15 protein-coding genes are annotated in these 17512 nt (G+C 42.5%); 5 read left to right on the top strand and 10 right to left on the bottom strand.

Translation table 11 applies throughout. The features are described 5' to 3' along the window. Window positions 1–39: 39 nt before the first annotated feature. Together JMX07_RS06310 and JMX07_RS06305 are read right to left on the bottom strand one after the other, a co-directional pair. Complete coding sequence (locus tag JMX07_RS06310) at window positions 40–2238, bottom strand: molybdopterin oxidoreductase family protein (protein ID WP_201606907.1); 2199 nt, start codon at window positions 2236–2238, stop codon at window positions 40–42. A gap of 63 nt (window positions 2239–2301) precedes the next feature. Next, a complete protein-coding gene (locus JMX07_RS06305; RefSeq protein ID WP_201606906.1) occupies window positions 2302–3000 on the bottom strand; it encodes a TetR/AcrR family transcriptional regulator in 699 nt (232 codons plus the stop codon). 210 nt (window positions 3001–3210) lie between these two features. On the opposite strand from JMX07_RS06305, the gene JMX07_RS06300 reads away from it, so the two are divergent. From JMX07_RS06300 to JMX07_RS06285, 4 genes are all read left to right on the top strand, one after another. Next, complete coding sequence (locus JMX07_RS06300; protein ID WP_201606905.1) at window positions 3211–4452, top strand: NADH:flavin oxidoreductase/NADH oxidase family protein; 1242 nt, start codon at window positions 3211–3213, stop codon at window positions 4450–4452. A gap of 437 nt (window positions 4453–4889) precedes the next feature. Next, on the top strand, window positions 4890–5093 hold the full coding sequence (locus JMX07_RS06295) for a CsbD family protein (RefSeq protein ID WP_057758006.1): 204 nt from the start codon (window positions 4890–4892) through the stop codon (window positions 5091–5093). 718 nt (window positions 5094–5811) lie between these two features. Continuing rightward, window positions 5812–6474: a hypothetical protein gene (locus JMX07_RS06290; RefSeq protein WP_201606904.1), complete on the top strand. Its 663-nt coding sequence runs from the start codon at window positions 5812–5814 to the stop codon at window positions 6472–6474. Between the two features lie 83 nt (window positions 6475–6557). Then, window positions 6558–6947, top strand: a complete 390-nt coding sequence (locus tag JMX07_RS06285) for a hypothetical protein (protein ID WP_201606903.1) — start codon at window positions 6558–6560, stop codon at window positions 6945–6947. Window positions 6948–7090: 143 nt separating this feature from the next. Here the strand turns inward: JMX07_RS06285 and JMX07_RS06280 are convergent, their stop codons facing one another. From JMX07_RS06280 to JMX07_RS06250, 7 genes are all read right to left on the bottom strand, one after another. Further along, window positions 7091–7402 carry an NGG1p interacting factor NIF3 gene (locus tag JMX07_RS06280; RefSeq protein WP_201606902.1) on the bottom strand — a complete coding sequence of 104 codons (312 nt, stop codon included), beginning with the start codon at window positions 7400–7402 and terminating at the stop codon, window positions 7091–7093. A 37-nt stretch (window positions 7403–7439) separates the two neighbouring features. Then, on the bottom strand, window positions 7440–8072 hold the full coding sequence (locus JMX07_RS06275; RefSeq protein ID WP_201606901.1) for a DNA-3-methyladenine glycosylase: 633 nt from the start codon (window positions 8070–8072) through the stop codon (window positions 7440–7442). A gap of 402 nt (window positions 8073–8474) precedes the next feature. Further along, window positions 8475–8885, bottom strand: coding sequence for a hypothetical protein (locus JMX07_RS06270; protein ID WP_201606900.1), 411 nt, complete (start codon window positions 8883–8885; stop codon window positions 8475–8477). Between the two features lie 287 nt (window positions 8886–9172). Further along, window positions 9173–9886 (bottom strand): phosphoribosylaminoimidazolesuccinocarboxamide synthase, encoded by a 714-nt coding sequence (purC, locus tag JMX07_RS06265; RefSeq protein WP_057757995.1) that lies wholly within the window; start codon window positions 9884–9886, stop codon window positions 9173–9175. A gap of 128 nt (window positions 9887–10014) precedes the next feature. Then, a complete protein-coding gene (locus JMX07_RS06260) occupies window positions 10015–10341 on the bottom strand; it encodes a hypothetical protein (RefSeq protein WP_413786660.1) in 327 nt (108 codons plus the stop codon). Window positions 10342–10467: 126 nt separating this feature from the next. Continuing rightward, complete coding sequence (gene dapA, locus JMX07_RS06255) at window positions 10468–11373, bottom strand: 4-hydroxy-tetrahydrodipicolinate synthase (protein WP_201606899.1); 906 nt, start codon at window positions 11371–11373, stop codon at window positions 10468–10470. Between the two features lie 652 nt (window positions 11374–12025). Beyond that, window positions 12026–13390, bottom strand: a complete 1365-nt coding sequence (locus JMX07_RS06250; protein WP_413786662.1) for a Do family serine endopeptidase — start codon at window positions 13388–13390, stop codon at window positions 12026–12028. Between the two features lie 970 nt (window positions 13391–14360). Between JMX07_RS06250 and JMX07_RS06245 the strand changes: the two genes are divergently transcribed. After that, window positions 14361–16634, top strand: a complete 2274-nt coding sequence (locus JMX07_RS06245; protein WP_201606898.1) for a cation:proton antiporter — start codon at window positions 14361–14363, stop codon at window positions 16632–16634. A 156-nt stretch (window positions 16635–16790) separates the two neighbouring features. Here JMX07_RS06245 and tmk read toward each other — a convergent pair whose 3' ends face one another. Next, window positions 16791–17510 carry a dTMP kinase gene (gene tmk, locus JMX07_RS06240; protein ID WP_201607031.1) on the bottom strand — a complete coding sequence of 240 codons (720 nt, stop codon included), beginning with the start codon at window positions 17508–17510 and terminating at the stop codon, window positions 16791–16793. Window positions 17511–17512 lie beyond the last annotated feature (2 nt).

The following is a 17512-nucleotide window of genomic DNA, read 5'->3' as shown; positions in this document are numbered from 1 at the left end:
GAACGCCTTTTTTGTATGTCTATGAACTTGCGATTAACTTTATGCTAGTGCACCTTCTGCTACAGTCTCTGTAGCAGTAGATAAACCATCTACACCCATATCCAATGCTTCTAATTGTACAGGCACACCGTTGACTGCGGCATTACCACTCAACTGATCAATTAAGGTTTCATCAGTCAAATCATTAACGCTGACACCTGCATGCGCTTGCGCAATCTTTTGCTTAACGCCTTTGCGTCCGTGACCAAAGCCGTGCGGAATACTGACCACTCCTGGCATCAGCTCATCCGTCACTTCTGCTGCAATGACCACGCTACTCACTCTAGAAGTTACTCTGACATCTTGACCGTCTGCAATGCCATGTTGCGCTGCCGTTTGCGGATGCAACATCAATGTACAGCGAGATTTACCTTTTACCAATCGATGGCTATTGTGCAACCATGAATTGTTACTACGTACATGACGACGACCGATTAGCACAATCTCATTACTGTTGTACTGTTGCACCATCTCTTTAACACGGGCTAAATCTGACTGATAAAAATCGACATGAAGATGAATTTGTTTATCAGCGTGTTTAATAGCCTCTGGCAACATCCGATGCAACGGACCCAAATCAATACCATGTGGGTTTTCGACCAGTGCTTCAAATGTCACGTCTTTATGAGGTCCATACTTTAGACCTTGCTCTAACAAGAACTTAGGACCAAAGGCTTTAGTCGCGGCACGTTCTTTTTGCGTTGCTTCTGGCGCATCTTTGTCTAAGCGCTCTGCCAATCCTAAATAAATCTCCCAGTCATGCTTGGTATCGTCGGTTTTATCAAACAAGGCAGGCGAGTATTTGGCGACATTGTGCACGGCAAAACCATTAAAAGTAATGTCATAGTGGTCGCGCTCTAATGGCGATACAGGCGGCAGAATAATATTGGCATGGCGACTGGTCTCAGTCACAAAATAATCAAGCGAAACCATAAACTCTAACTGAGATAGTGCTTCATCTAACTTTTCGCCATTTGGCGTACTCAGAACCGGATTACCAGCGACCGTAACAAATCCCTTTAACTGGCCTTCCCCTTCTACCAACATCTCATCTGCCATCGCAACCACTGGATACTCACCATTAAAATCTGGCAAGTTGCTGACACGGCTATGACGTTTACCCAGATAGCCTGGGCCTGAGCTGTTCACAACATCGACGGCAGGATTTGGGAACATGAGTCCACCCACCTCATCTAAACGACCTGTGACGATATTAATGACCATAGATAAATATTGGCTGAGCAAACCAAACTCTTGCACCGAGATGCCCATGCGACCATAACAAACTGAGCTTTCTGCTTCACAAAACTCTTTAACGATACGTTTGATTTCAGCTGCGGTAATACCCGTGATGTCTGCAACTGACTCAGGCGTGTATTGTTCAGCAAACAAAGCAAGTCGATCGATCTCTGGTGCCAAAGCTGCCACTCTAGTATCGAGCTTGGCATAGCCTTGCGTGTAGATTTCATTGAGCATAGCTAATAACAGCAGTACGTCCGTCGCTGGACGAATAAAGTGGTGTTCGCTAGCGATGTCGGCGGTTTCGGTACGTCTTGGATCAACTACTACTACCTTACCATCGCGCGCTTTGATATCTTTTAGCTTTTGGCGCATGTTGGGCGCAGTCATGATACTGCCGTTAGAAGCCAACGGATTGCCACCGATGATCAGCATATATTGTGTGTTATTGACGTCAGGAACTGGAATACGCAGCATGTGACCAAACAGATGCATGCTAATAATATGATGTGGCAGTTGGTCAATAGAGGTGGCAGAAAAACGACTGCGCGTCTTTAAGCTGGTCAGCAGTTGTTTGATGGTCAACATACCACCCATGTTATGTACGTTAGGATTACCTAGATAAACACCCAACGCATTTTGACCATACTTTTGCTGTATGGATTGAATACCTGCGGCGACTTTATCCAACGCTTCTGGCCAACTAATAGATTTCCAACCGTCTGCCGTTCTCTCTACAGGCTGACGCAAACGGTCAGGATCTTCATGCAAATCTTGCAAAGCGGTGGCTTTCGGACAAATATAGCCTTGCGAAAAGGGATCGTTTTTATCCCCTTTAATCGACAAGACTTTTTCGCCATCGTGCTTTATTTCGACGCCGCACATTGCCTCGCACAATGTACAAGTTCTAAAATGCGTTTGCGCTTCGCCTAAAGTTGGTGCAGCCGTGGTTGTGGCCATAGTCACTCTCCCTGTTGTGTTTTTTGTTCTAGATTTCATGACAATAATTTTTGCTTATTATCACTACTGACTAGTATTGCTTCCGTGCAAAAAATTGGCGAACAGTGCATCAAAGCTGATACTCAAGGTGGCAATCGCTTGTTGTCTTGAGTAACGCTGCTGATGACAGCCCAATATCAACTCATGTACTTGTGCCGCCGCCATATCGACGCATAGATTAACAGCACTGCGCTCGCAAGAACGATTGGATAACTGCAATCCTTGAATAAATATCTCTGTCCATTCTTCTTGTATTTCGGTAATCAGATTGCCCAGTCCATTATTTAATGAAGACTGGTTTTCTATATTGTCACTAAACCGTGGGCGATCCTCTAACAAATGCTGAAACAGCGCGACATTCTCAAACGCAGAATCAAAGATCATAATCAGACATTGTCGACATTGCTGATTAAACTGATCTTTACTCAACACATCATAATCTTTGAGCATATTGACCCATGCCAGTCGCATCGGTGATAGATAATTGTCTTTTAGTTGGGCACTCAGTACGTTTTGTAGCGCCTCTAGACTCTCAAAATGATTGTAAAAACTGGGCTGGGCAATACCTGCACCTTTGGCAACTTTATTCATGCTCATGCCCTGAGCACCTTCCGAACTGTACAACCGCAAAGCACTTTTTAATAACGCACGCCGAGTCTTGGCTTTCGCCAGCTCACGTTTAGATTCTACTGGGACTGTCAAATCTTGCGTTAGTACGTTCAATGCAGAGGTATTCCTATTCAATAGATAATTATATCGACACACCAGTAATTTACCTTAGGTGCTATTGTGCCAAAAAAATGTGATGATAATGGTCAACTGCCGACAGCGAATATCTTAGCTATAAGGTTATAGTCATTTAGACCATATGTCTATAGCCAAACCCATAGTAGAACTCATGCTTCACAAAATAACCATTTCTAGGCCACTATCATGACATCACCTGTATTCACCCCTTTAGTTCTGCCTTGTGGCGCTACGTTACCCAACCGCTTAGCGAAAGCTGCCATGGAAGAGAACATGGCTGATGTCGGTCAAGTCCCTGGCCCTACTCTGCTCCGTCTATACAAGAACTGGGCTGAAGGCGGGACAGGTCTGTTAATCACGGGAAACGTGATGGTTGATGGCCGCGCTATGACAGGACCTGGCGGTGTCGTATTAGACAAACACAGTAAGATAGCGCCTTTTAGAGCGTGGGCAAATGCTGCCAAGTACAACAATACACAGGTTTGGATGCAGCTCAATCATCCTGGCCGTCAAGTATATGCTGCTATGGGTGGCGATGTGCTATCACCTTCTGACGTGGCGATCGATCTAGGCAAGCACTCCCATCTATTTAGCAAACCGCGTGCGATGACGCAGCAAGATATCGAGCAACTGATACAGCGGTTCGCCGATAGTGCACTAAAAGCAGAACAAGCTGGCTTCGATGGTGTGCAAATTCATGCCGCCCACGGCTATCTAATTTCTCAATTTTTATCACCGCTTACCAATAAACGTAAAGATAAATACGGCGGTTCGATTAAGAATCGTATGCGACTATTGATCGAAGTAATCAAAGCCGTTCGTGCTCAAGTTGCGCCTACCTTTGCAGTCGCTGTGAAGATAAACTCAGCCGATTTCCAGCGCGGAGGATTTGATGCAGATGATGCCAAAGTGGTTATTTCAGCGATGAATGAATTGGCCGTAGATTTGGTTGAACTATCAGGTGGCAGCTACGAAAGCCCAGCCATGCAAGGCAGCACAGCAGATGGTCGCACGTTGCAACGAGAAGCTTACTTTTTAGATTTCGCAAAAGAGATTGCTCAAGTTGCTACCATGCCTATCATGACGACAGGTGGCGTTAGGCGATTGGCTGTCGCAGAAGATGTACTGGCGCAAGGGATTGACGTGGTTGGTATGGGAACCGCATTGGCCATGAACCCTGCTCTACCGAATGACTGGAAAAGTGATAGTACGCTTAGTGCTCACAATCCTGTGGTACGCTGGAAAGATAAAACCTTAAGTGCGGTTGCTACAATGGCCGTCATCAAGCGACAATTACAACGCATGGGACAAGGGAAATCGCCCAAACCAACTGCCTCGCCAGTTTTCTCATTGATTGCTGATCGTATACGAATAAAAAAACTCACCAAACGCTATCATCAGTATTTGAATAAATATTCGACGAAATAACTTTCAATCAATTTCAAAGACAATAAAAAAGCAGCTACTCTATTTTTGAGTAGCTGCTTTTTTATTTGCATAAGTATTTTTGAATAAATAATATATTTTTTTAATATTCATATAAAAAAACAAGTTCATAGAATAAATTATTCTCACGCATAGTAGACGCAATTTACATGGTACTACTACAGCGACCCTATAGATAACACTTAGTAAACGCTCACTATAGTTAGGTAACACTATAAACATAGCATATACAGACAGCTGAATTGAAAAGTCCTATATTTAATCTCACAAGATATTTGTAACCAATCATTTATCCTTGTGCAATACAATTAGAATAAAAATTAAATAGCAGTATCAGTAATCGATATCGTGAAATAAGAACCAAAATAGTTACTAAAAAATAAATCAAACACAATAAGTTCAATAAAAGGAAGAATACAATGAACGAACATACTCTAAAAGGCGAATGGAACCAAATGAAAGGTTCAGTTAAACAAAAATGGGCTGAACTAACAGACGACGATCTTACCCATATCGAAGGTAGCCGTGACAAGCTAGTAGGCCGTGTACAAGAGCGCTATGGTCATGCCAAAGAAGACGCAGAGCGTGAAGTAGATGATTGGCGTGTAGAAAACAAGTATTAATATATTCGTTGCACAATTAATGTACCGAACAAACATAAAAACCGCATAGAAATATATGCGGTTTTTTTTATGGCAGATTTATACTGTACAGATAAGCTGTTGGAGAAATAAATTACCATCCTCCAGACACGATAAAACCGCATAGCAATCAATTGTTATGCGGTTTTATTGTTAACTATCCATGTTACCTATCACGACTGCTTTTCATGCATCCTTGCACAAATATTCAGTATATTGTGATACTGGGCATCCTGCCCTTTTTACTACACTACAGCTTCAGTATTACTTGCTGCTATCAGCAAAGGGTATGTGTCCTTACTTCAATCGCTATTGTCATCCTGACGCTAGTTATCGAATCATTATCCTTAATGCGGTCAACTCAATCCTTGAGTCACATTCCCTAATGCCGTGTGACTATAATGCCTAACTCTCACTCGTATGTTAAGTCGCGTAAACGTCATTACGTGTAAGCATATGCTTACAACAATATATTTTACTTGCCCCAATTATTACAACTTATTAACGCAAATGACACCTAGCGCAAAGTTTTGTGCTCTATTATAGATAATGTAAGGAAATATTTCGAAAAATAAACTACCAGAGACACTTGTTAGCTGATAGCTAACTTGACGAACCAAAATACTTTTAAAATCTTGTAGTTATAGCAGATATTTCTAATCTACACTGCCTACTTAATACCATCATAGGATATTGCCTCATGAAAACAATAAAACCTTTCTCTATTAAGGCCACTGTATCTACTGGTCTTGTCGTTGCATTATTGGGTACGACAGTGGGTTGTGCGGTTGTAGGTTCAGGATATGACAATCAGCCCGTATATCGTGGTGATAATAATAGCCAAAGTAATAACTTTAATCGCGTAAGTCAGCAGCTTCGACAAGACTTGCGCCGTAAAGGCTATCAAGTTATAGACATCAGAGCTGATAGTTACCGTGGTGATCGAGCTCTTACTGCTTATGCTAAAAAGAACAACCAAGCCTACGAGCTAAAATATACTTACCCTACCCTAAGACTCATCAGCTCAAGCAAAAGAGCATGGCCAAATAACGGGGATAATAATAAGTCACAAAAAAATAATGGCCGCTATAAAGAAAACAAGCATAAAGATAATTATCAGAATGGTCAGCGCTCTAAAAAAGGCGATGTCGAAGACACTATTAAAAGAGAATCACGTTACCCAGCTATCAAACGCCGTGCTATCAACAAAGTAAGAGCGATGGGTTATCGTGTCGAAGATATCGAGCTTGAAGAAAAAAATAAGCGCGGCGTCTTCGAGATTGAGGCTAAACGCGGTTCACAGAAGTACGAGATACTATTAAGTTATCCAAATTTAGATGTTATCAAAGTCAGAAAAGATTGATCACTTTCAGCACTTTAGCTAACTACCTCGGTACGTTTAACTCTTACCCATATTGAGCAACGATATATTATTAGGAAATCATTATGAAAAATTTATCATTTTCAACATTCAAAACTGTGGCATCTGTTGGTATGGTCGCAGCCTTACTAGCGGCAACCACTGGCTGTGTCACTACGCCTGGTGGCTACAATATATATGACGATATTTACGAAGATGTTTATAAAGACAGTCACGAGCATAAAAAGCACAAAGGCAAGCACAAAAAAAACGATAAACACGATAAACACAATTACGATTCTGCTGTCGAGCAGCGAGCCACCAATAAAGTCCGCAGCATGGGATACCATGTCAAAGATGTCAAATATAAGAAAGGCGATCGTAAAATTAAGGTAAAAGCCGAACGTGGTCGCGACGATTATAAAATCGAGCTGGGCTATCCAAGCTACAACGTGATTAAGCTCAAAAAACACTGATTACTTTTGAGGCGTTCACACCCTTTTTCTATAGGCAATTAAAGCCTTTTAACCTTTGGAACCCAATAAGTCATTAAGTGGCTTATTGGGTTTTTTTATAAGAAATCTTATACTTTATAAGCTGAGATTCTTGCTTTATAAAACTAGAAATCCAAAACTTTTATCACATCATAAGCTGGCGTTTCATAGGGGTGCGCTTCTTTTAACGCGGCAATGGTAGCATCGATAAAAGCTTCATCTACCACTATTTCCACTCGCCACTCATCGACCATTTCTAAACTATCCTGTGTGCCAATGTGCGGCGTACTACCTGATAATGGCATAAACTGACCGCTTCCTTGTACCTGCCAACAGCATTGCTCATAGTTTCCAATCTTCCCAGCGCCAGCAGCAAACAAAGCAGACTTTACTTGGTCTAACGCTGCATCAGGAATAAAAACAGTCAACTTGTACATAGGCTTACCTCATAGAATAGTTTTGAATCTCAATCTGCTAGTTCTTAGATAAGGAAGGATGCTCGGTCCATATATAACGTAGCAGCCAGTCTTTGGCATCACCGGCATAATCAATACCAATACGTGGGCGTAGTGATACAGGTGGCTGGCAATTATCATCTTCTATCCAAACGTCTGATGTCGGCGAAACAGGTTTGCCATATAAATCGCGATCAATTTGCAAGCGTTTGGTCAATTTGCCAGGGCCTGCAAACTGCTTAGGGTGAGTAAACTGCTTATCTGAACTGAGTTGTTGCTCTTCAATCAGACGATCACTATCATCAGTCAAAAACCCAGCGCGGATCAATACCGATTCAGGCGACTCTACAGAGCCGCTAATCAAATTTAGCATATGATGCACGCCATAGGTCAAATAGACATAGAACACACCGCCTTGCTCATACATAATCTCTGTGCGTGCCGTTCGAGTGCCTGCATGTGAGTGGCAAGCGGGATCATCTTGACCAATATAGGCCTCAGTCTCAGAGATACGCATACGTAGCGTTTTTTGCTGTCCATCACTATCGGTTAGCTGTCGACATAAGACTTTACCAATCAGGTCAGCAGCGACCACACAGGTCGGACGAGTGAACCAGTCAGGCTCCAAAACGGTTGATGAGGCAGTAGACATTAGCGAAACCTTTTCTTATTTCTATGGTCTAATTGATATGAGTAAGTACTAACAAATTAGCATAAAAGTAAGATAAGGTATCGAGGACAATGTTGGCGCTATGTTTGATTTTTTATACGAGCTAAACTATAAGTCTGTGCCTAAAGAGTGATACTGGTTGATAAATAGATAGGAATTGCAGTCTGTTATAAGTGGTTCCATTATGGTGGTCTATTTTAAGTGGTCTGTTAATAGGTTTGAAGGGTGAATTAGCTGGTTCCTTTGAAGTATGCTTATGGCGAACTAATTAGGTGCTTTCACTGATTCGCTTCCCTAGTCAGAACATAAACCTTCGACTCCGCGCTGGTTCTTATCAGTAGCTTGAGTTATTTAGATAGTCACTCACTTAGTCAGTGGGTTTAACTATCGCACATTTAAAGATTCTACTTCTTTATAAATATCCATATGCTTAGATAGAAAAACAGCATATAAACTAAATCCCTTGTTAGCATCAGCAGATCTATAATAACTGTTACAAGCATCAATAATAGCTTGAAGATAAGTGATCATTGATTCGTCATGTACATCTAAATACGAACTATGAATTATAGTTAAACTTTTAAATCTTTTATCGAGTTCGTAATCCAAAGAGCATAAGTTATCATAAAAAGAATCCCAGTTTTCAACCTCTAGATCATTGTTACTAGGTAGCTGACTTTCAATATCCCTAGCAACATCTTTGCCAGAAGAGTATTTTTTATTTAAAGTTATAACTATGCTATCTTCATGGATACTAACTATATCTAGACAATCTTTAATTTTAATATTGTTCATTATTGACCGCTACCTTCACAAATCATAATTGTAATAATTTTATTGTTACTTACTCTAAACTTATTTATAGATGCTTACGATACAATATCTATTAGTGTATAGCGCATTGATCACAGATAGAGTATGTATGCTAAGTACACCGTCATTATCTTAATAATTTAATCTATTGGCATATATAGCTCACAGCCCAAGTTTCGAGTCCTCACTAGGGTACCATCATAAATATAATGCCATAAAAAAACTGAGCACATGGCTCAGTTTTTTATTTTATGCTAAGTATCAGATACTTATTTTAATGGTACACCAATACGGTCAGCGACTTCTTCATAAGCTTCGATCACATCACCTAATGACTGACGGAAACGGTCTTTATCAAGTTTCTTCTTAGTGTTCTTATCCCAGATACGGCAGCCATCTGGTGAGAACTCGTCACCTAACACGATACGGTCATGGAATACGCCAAACTCTAGTTTAAAATCAACTAGAATCAAATCACCCGCATCAAACAATGCCTTTAGTACATCGTTGACTTGATAGGTTAGCTCTTCCATCTTAGCCAATTGCTCTTTGGTCGCCCAACCAAGAGATACAGAAAGTGATTCGTTAACCATCGGATCACCTAGCGCATCATCTTTATAAAACAGCTCATAAGTTGGCGGCGTCAATGCCTGACCTTCTTCTAAGCCTAAACGACGCACCAAACTACCAGCTGCAAAGTTACGAACCACGCACTCTACAGGAATCATGTCCAAGCGTTTAACTAATACTTCGTCATCAGACAATTGCTTCTCGAAATGTGTTTCGATACCAGCATCAGACAATTTTTGCATGATAAAAGCATTAAAGCGGTTATTAACCACACCTTTACGTGCTAATTGTTCGATACGCTTACCATCAAGCGCTGAGGTATCATCACGGAAGTGCAAAATCAGAAGATCATTGTCTTCTGTTTCATAGACAGATTTGGCTTTACCTTTATACAGCAGTTGTTGCTTTTGCATTATGGGGGTTCCTGTTCGTTCAAGCTTATGTGGTAAAAACGCGCAGCTACCGCTGACTGATGTAAGATACATGGCTTGCGGCTATGATAAAAAACGCAACAGTCAGCGATATAGATAAGGGAATAAGTTTAGTTCGAAGTGCTGCTAACAGCACGCTGAGGTTTTGGCAGCTGATACTGATTGCCTGACTCATTTTGTAGTTGGAGCGTGTTTGCCCCAGCATTAGGTGTTGAATACAAAGGCACAAAAGGTGCCGTTTCTTGGGCAGCAGGTAGCTCTATCGGTGCAAGCTTTTTGCTTTGTTGATAATCTAAGCTGCCGTTATCACGTTTACCAAGCAGGTTTTTGGTCGCTTGACAGCCGCTTAATACCAAAGTGCTACCCAAAACCAAGGTCAGCATTGCTGGAAATAATTTTGTCGTTGATGATGCTGTCTTTGATGTTACTGTCATCATGTTGTCTCTCTGAGTTAGCAGTTATTGCTCATGTAGGCGATGGACTTATCATGATAAGTTGACTTGCTGCTAGCTCGAATGGCACTCATCTAATGTGCAGCAAGTCTTAAATCGCCGAATATCAATTTATAGTATGTTTGCTCGAACCAATGCTTCGTCGATAGTTGCATGATGCTGCTCTGCGAGCCAAACCAATGGCAGACGGATCCCTTTATCGATAATGCCCATTTTATGCAAGGCGTACTTAGCTGGGATAGGGCTTGATTCGATGAATAGGTCACGGTGCAGATGCTTGACCACGTCATGGATTTTACCAGCCGCTTCAAAATCACCACTTAAACCCGCAGAAAAAGTCTCGCTCATGGCTTTTGGCGCCACGTTAGCAGTGACTGAGATATTGCCTTTGCCGCCTACTTTCATTAGATCAAGCGCAGTACCGTCATCACCAGATAGTACAACCATTCTGTCACCAACGGCTTTTATCAATTGCTCACCGCGACCGACAGATCCTGTCGCATCCTTGATAGCAACGATATTATCGATATCACACAAACGCTCTACCGTTTCTTGAGCGATATCAACCACTGTACGTCCAGGCACGTTATACAGCATTTGCGGTATATTTACGGCTTTAGCAATGGCTTGATAATGCTGAAATAAGCCTTCTTGTGGCGGCTTATTGTAGTAAGGAGCAACGAGCAACGCACAGTCTGCGCCTGCATCGGCAGCATCCTGAGTCAACTTGATGGCTTCCATCGTGTTGTTGGCACCAGTACCCGCGATGACCGGTACACGACCTTTGACATGCTGGACAAAATAGCGAATGACATCGCTATGCTCTTGCATAGATAGGGTCGCTGATTCGCCAGTAGTACCAACAGCCACAAGACAATGTGTGCCCTGCTCAATCTGCCAATCTATGAGATCTGCGAGACGTTTATAATCGACCTTACCGTCAGGGTGCATGGGCGTTACCAAGGCTACCATTGAGCCTTGTAGTCGGGTTTTGATCTCGTCGTATGCTGTGCTCATAACCGTGCCTTACTGTATTATCCTAGCTTTTATTAAAGCTGTCACATGATAGGTCGTTTGCAAGTGGCCATTGCTTTGTGTGCGTTGATAAACGCTGATGGCGTAACTTGCTTGATGTTAATGCTGCGTCTCTACTTACTATAATAGCGTTTGTACCATAGATGATTATATCTACGATATCAGTATCGTGATGGCAAACTACCAAGAGTAAAGGCCTGCTTACTAACCGACAGAAATATAATAATAAGAGTGCTCGTTAGTGTAGCATATTTTGATTTGACCGCTATCAATCAATTGGCAGTCAGCCCATAAATTTAGTGCCAAAAAACGTATATGATTTTTTGCTTGAAATTATAAAGCTTGGCCTAAAACCTTGTAGATAAATAGTTACATCATTAAAGGAGCATTTTAGCTCAATCAACGTACGCTGATAAGTCTCTTATGTAATATTAACGAATCGTCAACACATCGATAGTAGGTCGATAGAATCGAAAAGGCAACCCTCTCGTACCGATGCTCATAAATATACAATATTCTATTAATAAGCTAAATAGAAAGCACAATTATTGACGTGCGCGCTGCCTTTATACCCTGAACCATAATCTAAATTACATTATTAGTGACGTTAACAGTCACGCTTTAATCATGACACCTACTCAATACGCAGACCAATAATAGCAGGAATGCCTTGGCGTATAACTTCTATAGTGACCACGCCTTTTTTAGGAAGAGATGAGATAGCACCTGAAAAATCTGCCACTGTTTCGATCGGCTTTTGATGAAAGTTAGTGATGACATCACCTGCCAGAATACCTGAGCGCGCGGCCAATCCAGTAGGATCCACTGTGGTAACCAATATGCCCGTTTTATTATCGACTGCGATTTCTGCTTGTTCATCTGCCGTCAAATCGCGTAAACGCAAGCCCAACTGTACATCATCATTTTGCTCATTACCGCTCTGTGCTCTTACATCATTGGGCGCATAAGCGAGCTTGCCGTTAATTACCATCTGCTTACCGTTGCGCTGAATCCGTGCACGGAAGGAGTCGCTTGGACGCGCTCGGTTGAGCAAGTTCAGCAAGTCTGATGCCTCCATGATTTGTACGTCATTGTATTGCAAAATGATGTCACCAGGTTTTAGGCCTGATTTTTGTGCTGGTGAATCTGGTGATACACGAGTCAGTAAGGCACCTTGAGGGCGCTCTAAATTATAAGCCTCGGCCAGATTGCGATCGATATCTTGTGGATAGATTCCTAGATATGCACGCGCCACTTCACCGTCATTTTTTAGCTGCTCATAAATGTCCATAGCAGCGTCAATAGGGATAGAGAATGACAGTCCCATATAACCGCCAGTACCACTAAAAATGCGCGAATTGATTCCAATCACTTCGCCGCGCTGGTTAAATAGTGGCCCGCCAGAGTTACCAGGGTTTAGCGCTACATCCGTTTGGATAAATGGCACGCTCGTCTCACGCGAAAAACTACGCGACTTGGCACTGACAATACCAGCAGAGGCTGAATAGTCAAAACCAAATGGCGAACCAATTGCTAATACTGGCTCCCCTACTTTTAGACCGCTGGAGTCGCCAATAGGCAGGGCTGGAAATTGGTTGCCCTCAACTTTTAGCACGGCCACATCTGAGCGCTCGTCACTACCGACCAAGGTTGCATCAAGCTCGGTTCTATCATTGAGCGTCACAGTGATTTTGTCCGCACCTGCGATGACATGATGGTTGGTCAGCATATATCCATTAGAGGTAATAAAAAAGGCCGTACCATAAGCATGTTCAATCGCTGGCGTCGCGACTCGATCAGGAATACGTAGACGATCACCAAAGAACTGACGCAATACTTCAGCAGTCTGAGCCTTAGCGAGCTCGGCTTCACTAATCGTTTTGGTGACATTGACGCGTGCCACTGCTGGCGTGACTTGTTGCACCAAACCAGAGAAATCAGCCGTAGTGACTGCAGCCTGAGCACCGTTTATCGTCGTGACATTAATACTAGCAAACATCGCGGTACTAACAGCAAGTGCCAGCGCACTACGTTTTAACCAGCGCTGCATATTAGCAGTGGTCTGTCCTTTGAACATATTGATAGGCATTTTGTGTCCTCCATATGAGTAATCGCTGTTATTAACAGCCACGTTATGATTGTCAGCGATAGCGACTACACCAAGCGGCATGCCCCTATTCGTTACTATTTGGTGAAACTATATTCTTTTATCTATTTATCTTGTCTATTTATGCGGCACAGCACTTTTATTCGAACTTATGGTCATAGCTATTTAGCCGTTACTTTACGCTTATTTTTATCACTACTCACTACTTGAATACTTATAGAGCGCTTGTCTTTAGAAGATGGTTAATAGTGTAGAACATGATTAATAGCGTCTTATAAAAATAAATACTTTCAACGTTCAGTATATGACATTTCATAGCGCCAACACTATTATCCTATGCGCGCGACGTGCATGCCCCACGCAGCTACTGTATGATAAATAAAAACTTGAAGTATTTTGCTGAAGCCTTTTGCATAGTGCAGGATAACCCAAGGCAGCGTTATTTCATACGGGCTTCGTATACTTTTATGGCCGTGAGATAGCTTTTTAGCAGGTACGGCTTACATCAGCTTGAAATAAAATCATGGTATGATGTCAAACCAAATATTTTACTAAACAAACAAAAGTTAGCTTATATATAAGACTGTTTATTACGACCTTATTAAACTGGCTGTCATCACTCTTGTTTTCCATCTTTTGCATTTCTAGCGTATTGTGATTTATCTAGAAGCGCTTTTGTCTTTGCTACTTTATAGTAGTTATATCATATCTAGCTTATGTTGTGATTCATGATGGCTATCAGTGCGATGGCCTAGCTACAACAAAAACGGATAACAACTTATTGTTAAATAAACGGTAGCGACTATCTTATAACAGCTATCGATAGATATAAAATATGACAAGATTATAAAAGGATTAATTTATGGATACCGCCCTTTTGCTATCCGGCGTGGTTGGGATTGGCATTGCCGCCCAATGGTTGGCTTGGTATTTAAAGCAACCATCCATTTTATTTTTATTACTGATTGGTATTATCGTCGGCCCAGTGCTGGGTGTATTTGACCCAGATTTGGTATTAGGCGAGCTGATGTTTCCTTTCATCTCTTTGGGCGTGGCAATTATCCTATTTGAAGGATCGCTAACGCTAGAGTTCGATGAAATTAAGCAACATGGTACCGTGGTACAGATGCTGGTATCAGTCGGTGTGCTGATTACCATTGCGATCGTGGCCCTATCGACTTATTTACTATTCGATGTCGATCCATTGATTGCTCTACTCTTCGGTGCGTTAGTCTGTGTGACGGGTCCGACAGTCATTATGCCGCTGCTGCGTAGTGTACGCCCCAACAAAACCATTTCCAACATCCTAAAGTGGGAAGGTATTATCATTGACCCAATCGGCGCTATCGCTGTGGTATTGGTCTATGAGTACATTATCTCAGGCGGCGAAGCCAGTAGTATTCTACTGTTTGCTAAAATTGTCGTATTGGCAACTGCAATGGGTATGGCGGGCGCTTGGCTACTTGCATTCCTTATGCGCCGTCATATGATTCCTGAATTCTTACGTAATGTCTTTACCTTAGCATTTGTACTGGTGTTATTTTCGATATCGAATCATCTAGAGCATGAATCTGGTCTATTGACCGTCACAGTACTGGGCGTGGCATTGGCGAACTGGCCAAAATTCCCACGCGAGACGATTTTAGAGTTTAATGAGTCGTTGACCATTTTGCTGATTTCAGTGCTGTTCATTATTCTGGCGGCGCGTGTAGAGTTGGCAAGCTTGCTTAGTGTTGGTTTTGCAGGGCTAGTGCTCCTCGCGATTGTAATGTTTGTCGCACGTCCACTATCGGTCTGGGCATCGGCTATCGGCTCGAACCTTAAGACCAATGAAAAGCTGATGATTAGCTGGATTGGGCCACGTGGTATCGTCGCTGCTGCTATCTCATCCCTGTTTGCGATTCGTTTGCAAGAGTATGATATTCAAGGCGTAGAGCTACTTGTACCTCTGGTATTTATGGTCATTATCGGTACGGTCATGATTCAGGGCCTGGGTGCAAAGGTCGTCGGTAATCTACTAGGCGTACGTGAGCCTGAGACCAACGGTATCCTTATCGTTGGCTCAAACCCAATTACGCTATTGATTGCTACCTCTCTCAAAGATCAAGGCTTTGACGTCATCGTTGCGCACAATAACTACACTAATATTGCACGCGCACGCATGAGCGGTCTGCGTACTTACTTTGGTAATCCCATCTCTGATCACGCAGATCATCATCTGGATCTGATCGGTATTGGTCGCTTGTTTGCGATGAGTATGGACAAAGAAATGAATACATTGTCTGAGATTCATTATCGTCATGAATTTGGTGAGCGTAAGCTATACCGTCTTAAATTCAGTGATGAAAAAGTCAAAAGCGAGCGTGATGACAAGCAATCGAACTTCCACTCACAGTGGTTGTTTGGCAAAGATGTGACCTATACCAAGCTTGCCAGTATGCTGTCCAAAAAAGCTCGAATTAAGATTACTAACATCACGGATAGCTATAGCTTTGAGCAGTATAAAGCGGATAATAAGCAATTTGTACCGCTATATACGGTAGATAAAGAAGGCAAACTGCACGTCATCACCGATAAGTTTGACGGTACTGTCCCTCGTGACCGTAAGCTCATATCGCTAGTGGTAGACGATGAAGTACAGCCGAAGCCAGTCGATGTAACGCCTAAGCAAGAGCAGGCTCGTATGGCAGCTGATGCTAACTTTGAATCTAACTCAAAAGCCCCTGAAAAGCGTAAAGAGCAGGAACCTAACCCTGACGATAGCCAGACAGCAGCGCCAGAGTCTTCGGTAGATAGTGACAAAAATGATGAGCAAAACACTGCTAATCAGTCATCAGCCACCCAAAGCAGTAACACCGAGACTAAGTCACCTTCTAGCACTACTGTAGAGAAAAGTGAGCCAGTAGAAGAGCCAAAAACGTCTGCTACTAATGTGGATAATAAAGGCGTCATGTCTGCAAATTCGACAGCGACTTCGAAGGCCAAAACCTCTACGAATAGTAATGGCAATGGTAGTGCCCCTAAAAACAAAAAAGGCGCGCTTGACCCAAACCGTCTACCTGACTCTGCTCAAGATAACGACGCCTCTATCGCTACTACTGAGGGTATAAAAGTAGATAAAATAGATGACAAATAACGTGCATAGTTATCTGCTTTATTGATTTAAAGATAAAATATTTACCTTAATAAAAAGCCCCAGCAATATGCTGGGGCTTTTTATTGGTGCTAACTGACTGTCTAACTAACTATCGATACATCTAACTGCCCTATAAATCTACTTGGCAAAATTTAATTACTTGATATCGAATCTGTCCATAACTGTCTGCCATATACGCGCACTTACATCATCCGTACTGCCCGATGCATCAATACGCTGTATACGCTCAGGATACTCGCTCGCAAGCTGGCTAAAACCAGTATGCACCCAAGTAAAAAACTCGGTAGCCTGCTGCTCAAAACGATCTGCCGCACTGCGCTTATTGGCACGCTTCATGCCCTCTGCTACTGGCAAATCCAACCACAATGTTAGCTCAGGAAGCTGCGTCACAAATTGTTTGATAAGCATATCGATTTTGCCGCGTACCAACTCGTCGCCATACGCACGTCCAAAACCCTGATACGCGATAGTAGAGTCGGTAAACCTGTCACATATCACCCAAGTACCATTTTGAAGCGCTGGTAAGATGACCTGCTGCATGTGATCACAGCGCGCCGCAAACAATAGTAGCAACTCGGTATCGTCTTCGATATCAGTCGCTGGGTCCAATAGTATGTCACGCAATTGCTCGGCAAATGGGCTGCCACCCGGCTCACGAGTACGTAGATATGGAATTCCATTAGCTTCTAAGCGCAAGCATAACTGTTCAATCGCGGTGGTTTTGCCCACGCCTTCGGTCCCTTCAAAACTAATAAAGCGGCCTAACGTCGGTGCCGTCTCCGTATTTGAAGCACTTGATTCAGGTAGATTCGATGATGGTATGCTGCTATGTGAAGGTGTTGCGCTGGTGTGCATAG

This window comes from Psychrobacter immobilis (assembly GCF_904846235.1).
GTDB lineage: Bacteria > Pseudomonadota > Gammaproteobacteria > Pseudomonadales > Moraxellaceae > Psychrobacter > Psychrobacter immobilis_C.
This window is presented reverse-complemented; position numbering and strand designations above follow the sequence as displayed.